The sequence below is a fragment of the Mesorhizobium sp. BR1-1-3 genome, assembly GCF_020165455.1.
Taxonomy (GTDB): Bacteria; Pseudomonadota; Alphaproteobacteria; order Rhizobiales; family Rhizobiaceae; genus Mesorhizobium; species Mesorhizobium ciceri.
Genome location: NZ_JAIUIC010000005.1, coordinates 44,477 through 57,796 on the forward strand (window position 1 = coordinate 44,477; position 13,320 = coordinate 57,796).

General features: G+C 61.9%; 13 protein-coding genes. 9 read left to right on the plus strand and 4 right to left on the minus strand.

Translation table 11 applies throughout. The features are described from left to right. Nucleotides 1-23 precede the first annotated feature (23 nt). The gene (locus LB559_RS12725) at nt 24-845 is read right to left on the minus strand and encodes an SDR family oxidoreductase (RefSeq protein ID WP_224674183.1); all 822 of its coding nucleotides are present in this window, start codon (nt 843-845) and stop codon (nt 24-26) included. A 227-nt stretch (nt 846-1,072) separates the two neighbouring features. Between LB559_RS12725 and LB559_RS12730 the strand changes: the two genes are divergently transcribed. The 6 genes from LB559_RS12730 to LB559_RS12755 all read left to right on the plus strand — a co-directional run bounded on the left by LB559_RS12730 (nt 1,073) and on the right by LB559_RS12755 (nt 5,618). Next, nucleotides 1,073-2,107 (plus strand): cysteine synthase A, encoded by a 1,035-nt coding sequence (locus LB559_RS12730; RefSeq protein ID WP_064994176.1) that lies wholly within the window; start codon nt 1,073-1,075, stop codon nt 2,105-2,107. Then, the gene (locus tag LB559_RS12735) at nt 2,107-2,850 is read left to right on the plus strand and encodes an alanyl-tRNA editing protein (protein WP_224674184.1); all 744 of its coding nucleotides are present in this window, start codon (nt 2,107-2,109) and stop codon (nt 2,848-2,850) included. Before LB559_RS12730 ends, LB559_RS12735 begins: the two co-directional genes overlap by 1 nt. 38 nt (nt 2,851-2,888) lie before the next feature. After that, complete coding sequence (gene sseA, locus LB559_RS12740; RefSeq protein ID WP_224674185.1) at nt 2,889-3,755, plus strand: 3-mercaptopyruvate sulfurtransferase; 867 nt, start codon at nt 2,889-2,891, stop codon at nt 3,753-3,755. A gap of 5 nt (nt 3,756-3,760) precedes the next feature. After that, entirely contained in the window at nt 3,761-4,324 is a 564-nt protein-coding gene (locus tag LB559_RS12745) for a GNAT family N-acetyltransferase (RefSeq protein WP_013531462.1), read from the plus strand. 111 nt (nt 4,325-4,435) lie between these two features. Continuing rightward, nucleotides 4,436-4,993, plus strand: coding sequence for an OmpA family protein (locus tag LB559_RS12750; protein ID WP_013531463.1), 558 nt, complete (start codon nt 4,436-4,438; stop codon nt 4,991-4,993). 157 nt (nt 4,994-5,150) lie between these two features. Continuing rightward, on the plus strand, nt 5,151-5,618 hold the full coding sequence (locus tag LB559_RS12755; protein ID WP_063172195.1) for a DUF1203 domain-containing protein: 468 nt from the start codon (nt 5,151-5,153) through the stop codon (nt 5,616-5,618). Between the two features lie 234 nt (nt 5,619-5,852). On the opposite strand, the gene LB559_RS12760 is transcribed toward LB559_RS12755, so the two are convergent. After that, nucleotides 5,853-7,160 carry an outer membrane protein gene (locus LB559_RS12760; protein WP_063168057.1) on the minus strand — a complete coding sequence of 436 codons (1,308 nt, stop codon included), beginning with the start codon at nt 7,158-7,160 and terminating at the stop codon, nt 5,853-5,855. Between the two features lie 205 nt (nt 7,161-7,365). After that, nucleotides 7,366-8,481, minus strand: a complete 1,116-nt coding sequence (ald, locus tag LB559_RS12765; protein WP_063172194.1) for an alanine dehydrogenase — start codon at nt 8,479-8,481, stop codon at nt 7,366-7,368. Between the two features lie 156 nt (nt 8,482-8,637). Between ald and LB559_RS12770 the strand changes: the two genes are divergently transcribed. Beyond that, nucleotides 8,638-9,111, plus strand: a complete 474-nt coding sequence (locus tag LB559_RS12770; RefSeq protein WP_013531467.1) for an Lrp/AsnC family transcriptional regulator — start codon at nt 8,638-8,640, stop codon at nt 9,109-9,111. Here LB559_RS12770 and LB559_RS12775 read toward each other — a convergent pair. Then, a complete protein-coding gene (locus LB559_RS12775; protein WP_013531468.1) occupies nt 9,108-9,758 on the minus strand; it encodes a 5-formyltetrahydrofolate cyclo-ligase in 651 nt (216 codons plus the stop codon). The genes LB559_RS12770 and LB559_RS12775 overlap by 4 nt on opposite strands. 163 nt (nt 9,759-9,921) lie before the next feature. Between LB559_RS12775 and LB559_RS12780 the strand changes: the two genes are divergently transcribed. Together LB559_RS12780 and LB559_RS12785 are read left to right on the plus strand one after the other, a co-directional pair. Further along, nucleotides 9,922-11,187 (plus strand): NAD(P)/FAD-dependent oxidoreductase, encoded by a 1,266-nt coding sequence (locus LB559_RS12780; RefSeq protein WP_127385342.1) that lies wholly within the window; start codon nt 9,922-9,924, stop codon nt 11,185-11,187. Between the two features lie 149 nt (nt 11,188-11,336). Then, nucleotides 11,337-13,316, plus strand: a complete 1,980-nt coding sequence (locus LB559_RS12785) for a bifunctional 2',3'-cyclic-nucleotide 2'-phosphodiesterase/3'-nucleotidase (RefSeq protein WP_224674186.1) — start codon at nt 11,337-11,339, stop codon at nt 13,314-13,316. The last annotated feature ends 4 nt before the right edge of the window (nt 13,317-13,320 follow it).

The window sequence follows — 13,320 nt, forward strand, 5'->3', positions numbered from 1 at the left end:
AGCCCGCCAATTTCTCAGGCGTCCTATTCGATCGGCGGCTTGCGGTCGTAATGCAGAGGCCGCGCCTTCCAACTGGTCATCAGGCTGATAAACCCTCTGCACAGCGGCCTCGGCAGCAGGGCGAGCAGTTTCAGTGGCCAGCTTGTCCGGCGCGGGAAATGGACTTCGAAACCGCCCGACTTGATGCCTCGCGCCATGCGGCGCGATGCCCGGCTGACCGGCATCAGTCCCGGCATCGGCAGCATGTTCTTCTCGGTCAGCGGGGTGTCGATGAAGCCTGGGTTGAACACCTGGATACGCACGTTCATCTTGTCGAAATCATACTTCAGCGACTCGGCCAGGATGTTGATGGCCGCCTTGGTGCCGCCATAGGCGGCCGTTGTCGGCCAGCCGAAATAGGACGTCACGGAGCCGACCAGCACGACATGGCCGCGCGCCCGCACACGCATGCGTTCGACCGCAGGCACGAGGCCGTTGATGATGCCGAAATAATTGACCTCGAAGGACCGGCGAAAGTCGTTGACGACAAGATTCTCCCCCGGCGTCGAAATGTAATTCCCAGCATTGAAGATGGCGAGCACGATGGGACCGAGCTCCTTCTCGATGGCAGCGACGGTCCTTGCCATGCGCGGCTCGTCGGTGACGTCGCAGGGAAAGGCCATGACGCTGCCCGGCATCTGCGCGGTCTCGACGACAAGCGTGTCGATCGGATCGTCGTCGAGCGCCGTCACCGCGACGGCATAGCCCTGGGAAGCAAGATCCCTGGCCAGCGCACGGCCGATGCCGCTCGATCCGCCCGTGATCCAGGCGACGCCGTGCTTCGGGTTGGCCCGGTAGAGTGTCATGCTGCGCCCTGTCGACTTGTTGGTGCTTTGCTCTAGCGATGAAGAAATCGAATGAAAAGCTGCTTTTCAACGTCAGCCGGAAAATGAGCTGTGGCGCAAGAGGTCGGTTTCGGGAAGCGCTGACGCAACTACAGTACCGCAAATGCGACTGGACCAGACAAATTCTTGCCTTGAAACTGCAGCTTCGGGTTTCTAGGGTTTCGGCGCACCTACACAAGGAATCCTGAATGCCCCGTTCTGTGATCGACGCAATCGGCAACACGCCTTTGATCCGCCTCAACAAAGCTTCGGAACAAACCGGTTGCGAGATCCTGGGCAAGGCCGAATTCATGAATCCGGGCCAGTCGGTCAAGGATCGCGCCGGCCTGTTCATCATCCGCGACGCCGAGCAGCGTGGGCTGCTGAGGCCCGGCGGCGTCGTCGTCGAGGGAACGGCGGGCAACACTGGCATCGGGCTGACGCTGGTCGCCAAGGCGCTCGGCTATCGCACCGTCATCGTCATTCCCGACACACAGAGCCAGGAGAAGAAGGACACGATCAAGCTGCTCGGTGCCGAACTGATCGAAGTGCCTGCCGTGCCCTATAAGAACCCCAACAATTATGTGAAACTGTCGGGGCGGCTGGCCGAGCAACTGGCGCGGACCGAGCCGAACGGCGCCATCTGGGCCAACCAGTTCGACAATGTTGCTAACCGTGACGGCCATATCCGCACCACAGCGGAGGAAATCTGGAGCCAGACCGGCGGCAAGGTCGATGGCTTTGTCTCGGCGGTCGGTTCCGGCGGCACGCTGGCCGGCGTCGCCTTTGGGCTGAAGGCGAAAAGCAAGGATGTGAAGATCGCGCTGGCCGACCCTCTGGGGGCCGCGCTCTACTCCTTCTACACCAGCGGCGAGCTGAAGTCCGAAGGCAGCTCGATCACCGAAGGCATCGGGCAGGGGCGCATCACCGCCAATCTCGAAGGGTTCACGCCGGACTTTTCCTTCCAGATCCCCGATGAGGATGCGCTGCCGATCGTCTTCGACCTGATCCAGGAAGAGGGGCTTTGCGTCGGTGGCTCGACCGGCATCAACATTGCCGGCGCGATCCGCCTGGCCAGGGAATTGGGTCCCGGCCACACCATCGTGACCATTCTTTGTGACTACGGCACGCGCTATCAGTCAAAACTGTTCAACCCGGAATTCCTGCGCGAGAAGCAACTGCCGGTGCCAGGCTGGATGGAGCTGAAGAGCACAATTTCGGTGCCGTTCGAAAAGGTCGCGTGATGGCAAACAGGACGGATGCCCTGTTTCGCGACGATGCCTATCTGCGGACGGCAGATGCGACGATCGTTGCCGTCAACGACCGCGGCGGCATCATCCTCGACCGGACGATCTTCTACGCCACTTCGGGCGGCCAACCGGGCGATACCGGTTATCTCGAACGCGCGGACGGCAGCCGCATCGCCATTGCCGCTACCCTCACCGGCGAGACCAAGGACGAGATCATCCATGTGCCGGCGCCGGAGCAAGCAGTGCCACAGGTCGGCGAGACGGTGAGGCTGGCCATCGACTGGGAACGCCGGCATCTCCTGATGCGCATGCATGCGGCTTGCCATTTGCTCACCGTCGTCTGCCCGTTTCCAATCACCGGTGCCGCCGTTTCCGAGGACGACAGCCGTGTCGACTTCGACGCTCCGGATGCCGGCTTCACCAAGGAGGACATCACCGCCGGGCTGATGGAGCTGGTGCGGGCCGATCATCCGATCTTTGTCAGGCTGATCAGTGACGAGGAACTGGCCGCCAATCCCGGCCTGGTGAAATCCAAGAACGTTCGGCCGCCGGCCGGCACCGGCAAGATCCGCCTGGTCTGTATCGGCGACAACGCCTCGGTGGACAGCCAGCCCTGCGGCGGCACCCATGTGAAGAGCACTGGCGAAGTCGGCGAAATCCACATCGGCAAGATCGAGAAGAAGGGCCGTGAAAACCGGCGCTTCCGCATCCGCTTTGGGCCGATGCCGGCAAACTGAACAGACAGTGATCGCCAAAAGGCGAGCAGGAGCACAAAATGGCCGAGGACAGCCCCTTCACCGTCGACGCAGACTGGCTGCAGCAACGTCTCGGCCAGCCGGGCCTGACGATCATCGACGCATCCTGGTATCTCCCGGCGCAGAAGCGCGATGCGCGCGGCGAGTACGATTCGGCCCACATCCCGGGCGCACGATTTCTGGATCAGGATGCCGTTTCGGATCCGGATTCGCCCTTGCCGCATACGCTGCCGTCACCGCAGCATTTTGCCCAGTATGTCGGCGCCATGGGCGTTTCGGCCGATGACACCATCGTCGTCTACGATGGTCCGGGCTTCTTCTCGGCGCCCCGGGCGTGGTGGATGTTCAGGGTCATGGGCGTCTTCCAGACCTATATTCTGGATGGCGGCTTCGATGGCTGGAAAGCCGCCGGCAGACCGGTGACGGCTGAGCCGACGAAGATCGCGCCAAGCGTGTTTCATGCCGATTTCGACTCCGGGCGCGTCGCCAGCCTCGCCGACATGCGCCGGATCGTCGACACCAGGGCAAGCCAGATCGCCGACGCCCGGGGACCGGGCCGCTTCACCGGCACTGAACCTGAGCCGCGCGCGGGTATCCGCTCCGGCCATATGCCTGGCGCGCGCAATCTGCCCTATTCGGTGCTGTCGGAAAATGGCGAGCTGCTGTCGAAGGACCGCCTGCGCAAGGCGATCGAGGAGGCCGGCATCGATCTGTCGAAACCTGTCGTCACCTCATGCGGCTCCGGCATTACCGCAGCGGTGGTGACGCTGGCGCTGGAAACGCTTGGCCATGCCAACAACAGGCTTTACGACGGCTCATGGACGGAGTGGGGCGGGATTTCCGACACGCCTGTCGTGACCGGCCCCGTTGTGATCGGCAAGGAATGAAGACGATGGAAAACGGCGCGCTGGAAGATATTGACGTCACGGTGACGTTTCTCGAGATGCATGTGCCGCCGGCCTATTCGCCGCCGGTGCCCTACAACCGTCAGATCGCGCTGCTGAAGACCAAGGACATTCCGCTGCATTTCTACCGCTATCTGATGGACCGGGTGGGGCGCAAATGGCACTGGGTCAATGTGCTGAGGCTGGATGACGACGAGCTTGCCGCCGGCATTCATCGCGAGGATCGCGACATCAGGGTCCTTTATCTGGACGGCGCACCCGCCGGCTTCTTCGATCTCAAGCCGCATCTGCCGGAAGAAGTCGAGCTCGCCTATTTCGGCATGATGGAACATGCGACGGGACAAGGCATCGGCCGCTGGTTCCTGGGTTCCGCGATCGCAGCCGCCTGGTCGCATGGTCCGAAGCGCGTGACGGTGCAGACCTGCACGCTCGATCATCCGGCGGCTCTGCCGCTTTACCAGAAGCTCGGCTTTGCACCGGTGGCGCAAAAGAAGGAAATCGTGCATCCGCTGCCTTTCGCCGAGCGCGCGGCCAGCGTCATGCGGCCCTAGCCGGAAGCTGACACCAGCCCGAATCTGAACCTGTCGTTCATCGGCCCTTCAGGCTGCTTTTGGCATGTTGCCCGCACCATCAATGCGGCCAAGGCCGAAGGAGACGAAGACATGCTGACCCGCCGTACACTTGCCGCCGCGCTGATCGCGGCGATTGCCATGCCAAGCCTGGCCGCAGCCCAGGCGACAACGCCTTCGGCCGCGACGATCGAGCGGAAGCTCGAGGCGGCACCGCGTGTCAAATTGCGGCCGAACGAGCGCGTCACCATCCGGGAATTCAAGCGGCGCCCGGATTTGCGCCGCATGGCCCGCTCGATCGATATCCAGTCGATCAACTTCGCCTTCGGTTCGGCGGCTATTGCCAACTCGCAATACGACAAGATCGAGACTATTGCCGACGCGCTGCGGCGAATCCTGCGCCGCGATCCCGGCGCCCGCGTGCTGATCGAGGGCCATACCGACGCCGTCGGCTCCTTCCAGTCGAACCAGGCCCTGTCCGAACAGCGCGCCGCTTCGCTCAAGCGCACATTGGTGCGCGAATTTAGGGTGCCCGGCCATGCACTGGAAACGGTTGGTTACGGTGAGGAGTTTTTGCTGGTGCAGACGCAGAACGAAAACTGGCAGAATCGCCGGGTGACGCTGCGCCGCTTCGACGATTTCATCCGTTGAGTCGCAGCTCCGAATTTTAATTAGCCGGCGCCTTTGACAGGAACCTGATGAGAGCCGATCGCCGAGGGCGATCGGCTTTTCGACATTTGGCAGGAATCGGGTGGGCGGCGAGGGGTTCTAGGACATAATTTCCAATCACGACACCGGAGATTTTTCCATGACCATCCAGTTCAAAGCTTTGCCGACCGAAGATGTCAGGACGTTGCAGCGCGGTGGCGCCGATGCCTATGGCCAAACGCCCGAGCGAAAGATCTCCGACGGTGACGGCATGCCTTGCCGGCATTGTTTGAAGAACATAGGAGCCGGCGATGCCTATCTTGTTCTGGCATACAGGCCATTCCCGGAGCTTCAGCCTTATGCCGAAACCGGGCCGATCTTCCTGCATGCTGAGGCATGCGACCGCGCTGCCGAGAGCGAGGCGCTGCCCGAGATTCTCGAAAGCCCCGACTACATCGTGCGCGGCTATGGCAGGGATGATCGTATCGTCTATGGCAGCGGCGGCGTGATCTCGACCGGAGACATCACCGGGCGGGCCAAGACCTTGTTGGAAAGCGACGAGATCGCCTACGTCCATGTGCGCTCGGCGCGCAACAATTGCTACCAGTGCCGCATCGAGCGCGCTTGAGGCTGAGATTAGCCGCTGGAAACAGCTGTCGTACTCCCGTCGCATAGTCGCGATAGAAAGCCATTGTCGATCGATTTGCCGACCGCGGATGAACCGGCGGCAAATCTCGACATCGAGGAAGCGGGGCTTTGGCTCCGCTTTTTTGTTGCCTGCGTTTGGAGCAGACGTATTCCACGCAAGAAAAAAGCCCGCCGGCATGGCCGACGGGCTGCAACTGTTTGGCTGGAGGGCCTTTTAGTTGAACTTGTACTTCGCGCCGAGGCGCACGGTGTGGAAAGAGGAAGTCGAGGTAAGGGTGTCGTCAGGTGCGCCGAATTCCGAAGAAAAGTCCTTCTTGGCGAACTGCGAATAGCGATATTCGAGGCCAACGGTGACGTTGCTGGACAGAGCCGTTTCCAGTCCGCCACCGACCGAGAAGCCGCTGGAGCCCCAGTCGAGGATGTCGCCGATCGGGTCGGAAGCGTTCAGGTCGAAATGCTGCCAGCTATAGCCGGCAAGCGCATAGGCAAGGGTCGATTCGTTCATCTTCATGCCAACGCGGCCCAACACATCGAACCCATAGTCGGTATCGACGTTGATCGATCCGCCGCCGAGATCCAGCTTGGAAGTCATGCCGGAGTAGCGTGCATCGACCATGACGCCTGCGACCCAGCTGCCGAAGTCATGATCGTAGCCGACGTTCAGTTCACCAAAGGCACCTTCGCCACCGAGACCATTGAATTCCAGGTCGCCGAGCGGCGGAACGTTGATCTGGTGCACGGACGCACCGGCACCACCAGCGCCGCCGATATAAAAGCCGGTCCAGTTGTAGGCTGGCGTCTCGAAAGCAGCACCGCCGCCGTTCTGGGCACCGAAACGGTAATTGGCTGCGATCTGGAAAGTATGGCGCGAGGTGTCAAGATTGAGGAGACCGTCCGGAACCCCGACGATGCCAGCCTCGGAAAGAAGATCGTCCTTGGTCCCGAAGCCCGTATAGCGATACTCAGTCTTGATCGTCCAATTGCTGTTGATGGCCGTTTCGATGCCACCTCCGACAAAATACCCGCTCTGATCCCAATCAAAGTCGAAGCCAGCGTTCGTATCGAGCTTGTACTTCTGCCAGGAATAGCCACCCAGCACGTATCCCAGAGTGTTTGGCGTCAAGAGGTAGCCGAGACGCAGGCCAGCGTCGAAACCGTAGGTTTCCTTGATCGAAGCGTCGAATCCCGTAATGTCCAGCGTGGTCCCGATGTTGCCGACGTGAGCGTCCAGCAGACCTCCGATGAGGAACCGCGGCGCGACCATATAGTCATAGCCAACCGTCAGCTCACCGTAGACGCCTTCGCCACCAATGCCGTTCAGCGAGACTGGAATAAAATCGCTGCTGAGCTTGTGTACGTTGGCACCGGCGCCGACGCCAAAACCAACGTATAGACCGCTCCAGTTAAAGCCGGCAGCTTCTTCTACCGGCTGCACGACGTCTGCTGCGTGAGCAGCAGATATCAAAGCCACAGCAGAAACAGCACCAAGAAGAAAAGATTTCGCGGATGTGCGAATGAACATATGCCCGTACCCCATGAGTAAACCCAGAATGTCTCTAGCAGGGAACCGGCCGGCACGGGAATGACAAATATGCAACAATGATGAGCAAAGTGCCGTTGCGTCACATCTTTCCACGCCATGCTTTGCCTGAAAAACAGGCTCGCAAGAAAAAACCCGCCGGCATGGAACCGGCGGGCTGGATTGAAAGGAGCTGTTTTCGCGAAAATCAGGCGGCGAGTACCGCTTTCGGCTCGACCAGTTCGTAGCCGAGCGCCTCGGCAACTGCGCGGTTGGTGATCTTGCCCTTGTGGACATTGAGGCCGTTGCGCAGGTGATGATCGTCGACCAGCGCCTTCAGGCCCTTGTCGGCGAGCTGCAGGCCGTAGTGAAGCGTCGCGTTGTTGAGCGCGTGGGCCGACGTGACGGGCACGGCACCCGGCATGTTGGCGACGCAGTAGTGGATGACGCCGTCGACCTCATAGGTCGGGTCGGCATGGGTGGTGGCGTGCGAGGTCTCGAAGCAGCCGCCCTGGTCGATGGCGACATCGACCAGCACCGAGCCTTTCTTCATGCCCGACAGCATTTCGCGCGAAACCAGTTTTGGCGCCGCGGCACCCGGGATCAGCACCGCGCCGACGACGATGTCGGCTGAAAAACACTCTTCTTCCAGCGCCTCGACAGTCGAGTAACGGGTGTGGACGCGGCCGGCGAAGAGATCGTCGAGCTGGCGCAATCTCGGGATCGAGCGGTCGATGATGGTGACGTCGGCGCCAAGGCCGGCCGCCATCCTGGCCGCGTGCAGGCCGACGACGCCACCGCCGAGCACGGTGACCTTGCCGGGCAGCACGCCGGGCACGCCGCCCAGCAGCACGCCGCGGCCGCCATTGGCCTTCTGCAGCGCCGTGGCGCCGGCCTGGATCGACAGGCGTCCGGCAACTTCCGACATCGGCGCCAGCAGCGGCAGGCCGCCACGGTCGTCGGTCACGGTCTCGTAGGCGATTGCCGTCACGCCGGACGCAAGCAGGCCCTTGGTCTGCTCCGGATCCGGAGCAAGGTGGAGGTAGGTATACAGGATCTGGCCTTCGCGAAGCTGCGCCCATTCGCTGGGCTGCGGCTCCTTGACCTTGACGATCATGTCCGACCTGGCGAACACCTCGGCGGCCGTCTTGGCAATCGTGGCGCCGGCGGCGCGATAGGCGTTGTCATCGGCGCCGATGCCGGCACCGGCCCCGGTCTCGACCAGCACTTCGTGGCCATGGGCGACATATTCGCGGACCGAGCCGGGGGTGAGGCCGACGCGGTATTCGTGGTTCTTGATTTCCTTGGGGCAGCCGACGCGCATTTTCTTCTCCTGATCCGGCCCTTTTGGGCTCGTTCCCTGTATGACTGGAGTGAACCACGAATCGTTGCGCAGGTGTTTGCGAATGCGCTTGCGCCCACCGGCCGGTTTCGATAATCGTTGCGCGAAACAGCAAGATATTCGCAGGATTCACGAATAATGCCGCTCGACAGGATCGATATCGCCATTCTCGAGGCTTTGCAAAAGGATGGCAGGATACCCAATGCGGCGCTGGCCGAGAAGGTCGGCCTGTCGCAGTCGGCCTGTTCGCGCCGGCTCGACAATCTGGAGAAATCCGGAACCATTCGCGGCTACCACGCCCGGCTTTCCAATGCGGCACTTGGCCACCAGATGACGGCGATCGTGCACATATCGCTGTCGGGGCAGTTCGAGAAGACGCTGTCGGATTTCGAGGCGGCGATCAAGCGCTGCCCCAACGTGCTGTCCTGTCACCTGATGTCGGGCGAATACGACTACATCCTGCGGATCGCGGCGAAGGATCTCGTCGACTATGAGCGCATCCACAAGGAATGGCTGTCGGCGATGCCGCATGTGACCAAGATCAATTCGTCCTTTGCGCTACGCGAAATCGTCGACAGGACCGCCATGGGCATGAAGCCGGAAATGGCCTAGGCCTCCGTTACCACCCGATCCATCGGAATGTCGTGCGGCTGCGGGTAGATGGTCGCGATGCGCTGCAGCTCGTAGCCGACGCCGATGACCAGTGGCTTGAACGGCATCGCTGCCAGCGTACGGTCGAAGAAACCGCCGCCATAACCCAGGCGGTAGTTCAGGGGATCGATGCCGACGATCGGCGAGATAACGATGTCCGGCAGCACCGGATCGCCCTCGGCCGGGATCGGGATGTTCCAGACACCTTTCTCCAGCCGGTCGCCTGCTTTGTAGGCGCGGAAGATCAGCGGCTGCCCCTTCTCGATGACGATGGGCAGGGCGGTGCGGCCGCCGCGTTCGTTTATGGACGCCATCCAAGGCCGCAAATCCGGCTCGCCGCGAAACGGCCAGTAGAGACTGACCATGCGGCCGGCGATCTCGCCGATTACCGCGTCGAGGCCATCGGCGATGCGTTGCGACATTACCGTTCGCGCGTCGGCCGAAACAGCAAGACGCGCGGCGATCAGGCGTTCGCGCTCAGCCTTGCGCCAGCGTCTCACATCGGTCCAGTCGCTCGAAGGCGCACGGAATTCCGGATCGAGTTCGTGCATGAAACAGGGCGGCGAAGAATACTGCGCCGGAGCATCGTCGTCACGATCGTTGGCCATGCCTCACCTCATCGCGTGTTCGATGACGCTATACCTCGCGATACGATACAACATGTGCATTCACGACATGCAACGACGAGTCTCGGGCACTGGCCATCTGTTGTTGCATTGCACAAAAATACCTACATGCAGGACAGGCAATCTTGCTATCAAGGTGAACGAAATGAACGAAGCCAGGCATCATGTCGTCGTTGTCGGCGCGGGTTTCGGCGGCCTCGAGTTCACCCGTGCGCTTGCCGGCGCTCCCGTGCGCATCACCATGATCGACAAGCGCAACCATCACCTCTTCCAGCCGCTGCTCTACCAGGTGGCGACGACGGCGCTGGCCACCTCCGAGGTTGCCTGGCCGATCCGCCACCTCCTGCGCAAGCGCAAGGATGTGACGACGCTGCTCGCCAATGTCACCGGTGTCGACCGCGCCGGCAAGCGCGTGCTGCTCGACGACGGCAGCGCGGTCGCCTACGACACGCTGCTGCTCGCCACCGGTGCCCGCCACGCCTATTTCGGCCATGACGAATGGGAGCCGTTCGCGCCTGGCCTGAAGACGCTGGAGGACGCCACCACCATTCGGCGGCGAATTCTCCTGGCCTTCGAACAGGCCGAGCGGGAGGCTGATCCCGCCAAGCGCCAGGCGCTGCTGACAATTGCGATCGTCGGTGGCGGGCCGACCGGCGTCGAGCTTGCCGGCACCATCGTCGAGTTGGCGCATGACACGCTGCGCGGCGAGTTCCGCAACATCGACACGCGGCAGACGCGCGTGGTGCTGATCGAGGCCGGCGACCGCATTCTGGCCAATTTCGCGCCGAAACTTTCCGACTATGCCAGCAAAGCGCTCGAGCGGCTCGGCGTGACGGTCGAGCTCGGCCGGGCCGTCACGCGCTGCGACGCAGAAGGTGTCGTGTTTGGCGATAAGCAACTGGCCGCCCGAACGATCCTGTGGGCAGCCGGCGTTGCCGCTTCGCCAGCCGCTGAATGGCTGGGAGCGAAGGCGGACCGCGCGGGCAGGGTGCTGGTCGAGCCCGATCTAAGTGTGCGTGGCAGCCCGGAGATCTTCGTCATCGGCGACGCCGCTCATGTGCTGCGGCCAGACGGGCGGCCGGTTCCCGGCGTGGCGCCTTCCGCCAAGCAGGAGGGCCGACACGTTGCGGCTACCATCAAGGCCAGGCTCGGCGGCGACACGACCGCGCGTCCTTTCCACTACAGGCATGCCGGCGATCTGGCGACGATCGGCAAACGCGCCGCCGCCATCGATTTCGGCTGGATCAAGCTCACCGGCTGGCTCGCCTGGTGGCTGTGGGGAGTGGCCCACATCTATTTCCTGATCGGCTTTCGCAACCGGCTTGCTGTTTCGCTGAGCTGGCTATGGATCTACGCGACGGGGCAACGCAGCGCGCGGCTGATCACCCAGGGCGACGACGACAAGGGCTGATTTCCTCACCGGCACCGTTCATCCGCACGTCATCTGTTGCTGGTCGACTGACCTTCCGATGCACGCAACTTCTTGAATGGACTTGAGCCGATTTCGGCGCGAAGTTCGCTTCGGGGCAGGGCGTGTCACGTTGTCGATGAGGAGAAAACATGTCGCAACTGCTCCATCCCGTCTCCCGCCGCGATTTCCTCGCTGGCACCGCAGCTACAGGGGCGCTGATCGTGCTTCATCCCTTCTCCGCTCGCGCACAGGCCAACCAGGCGCATCTCCGGATCATGGAGACCACCGACATCCATGTGAACGTGCTGCCTTACGATTATTACGCCGACAAAGCGAACGACACGCTGGGCTTGTCGCGCACGGCCTCCCTGATCGACGCCGTGCGCAAGGAAGCGGTGAATTCGATGCTGATCGACAATGGCGACCTGCTGCAGGGCAATCCGATGGGCGACTACATCGCCTATGAGAAGGGCCTGAAGGACGGCGACCTGCATCCGATCATGAAGGGTATGAACCTGCTCGGCTACGAGTGCTCGACGCTGGGCAACCACGAGTTCAACTATGGCCTGTCGTTCCTGGACAAGGTGCTGGCCGGCGCCAATTTTCCCTTCGTCTGCGCCAATCTGATCCGCGGCACGGAGCTTGCCGCGAACCCGCGCGACGACAAGCTCTATTTCAAGCCCTATGTCATCCTCGACAAGAAGATCAAGGACGGTTCGGGCGCCGAGCAGCCGATCAGGATCGGCATCATCGGCTTCGTGCCGCCGCAGATCATGGTCTGGGATCTCAAGAACCTCGAAGGCAACGTCAAGACGCGCGACATCGTCGAGGCGGCCAAGGCCTGGGTGCCGCAGATGAAGGAGGCGGGCGCCGACATCGTCATTGCGCTGTCGCATTCCGGCATCGACGTGAAGCACGGCGACATGATGGAGAACGCCTCGTTCTTCGTCGCCGGCGTCGCCGGCATCGACGCGGTGTTCACCGGGCACCAGCATCTGGTGTTCCCCGGCAAGAAGGATTTCCAGTCGCTCGATGGTGTCGACACGCAAAAGGGCACGCTGCAGGGCAAACCCGCCGTCATGGGCGGTTTCTGGGGCTCGCATATGGGGCTGATCGACCTGATGCTGGAGCGTGACGGGTCGAAATGGAAGGTCGTTTCCGCCACTTCCGAGGCGCGGCCGATCTTCGAACGCGTCGACAACAAGAATAAACCGACTGTCCCGGACGACAAGCGCATCATCGCGGCCCTTGAGCAGGACCACCAGGCAACACTGGCCTATGTGCGCCGCCCCGTCGGCAAGACCTCCGCGCCGCTCTATTCCTATTTCGCGCTGGTCGCCGACGATCCGTCGGTGCAGGTCGTCAGCCAGGCGCAGACCTGGTACCTCAGGGATATTCTGAAGAATACGCAATGGAAGGATGTGCCGCTGCTGTCGGCGGCCGCTCCGTTCAAGGCCGGCGGACGCAACGGCGCCGACTACTATACCGACGTGCCCGCCGGCGATATCGCCATCAAGAACGTCGCCGACCTCTATCTCTATCCCAACACCGTGCGTGCGGTCGAAATCACCGGTGGGCAGGTCAAGGAATGGCTGGAAATGTCGGCCGGGATCTTCAACCGGATCGAGCCAGGGAAGGCCGACCAGGCCCTCATCAACACCGATTTTCCGTCCTACAATTTCGACGTCATCGACGGCGTCACCTATAAAATAGACCTGTCGCAGCCGCCGAAATACGATGCCAAGGGCGGGCTGGCTAACGCTGGCGCCAATCGCATCGTCGACCTGAGTTTCGATGGAAAACCGATTGACCCCAAACAGAAATTCGTCGTCGCGACCAACAACTACCGGGCCGGTGGCGGCGGCAATTTCCCCGACATCAATGCCTCGAAGATCATCTATGAAGCGCCGGACACCAATCGCGACGTCATCGTCCGCTACATCGTCAGCGAGGGTACAATCAACCCGTCCGCGGACGACAACTGGTCGTTCGCGCCGCTGCCTGGAACCAGCGCCGTGTTCGAAACCGGCGCCAAGGCGAAGGATTTCATTGCGCAGCTGAAATCGCTGAAGATCGAGCCGGCAGGCGAGGGCGAGGCAGGTTTCGCGAAATACCGCATCCTGCTTTGAAGGT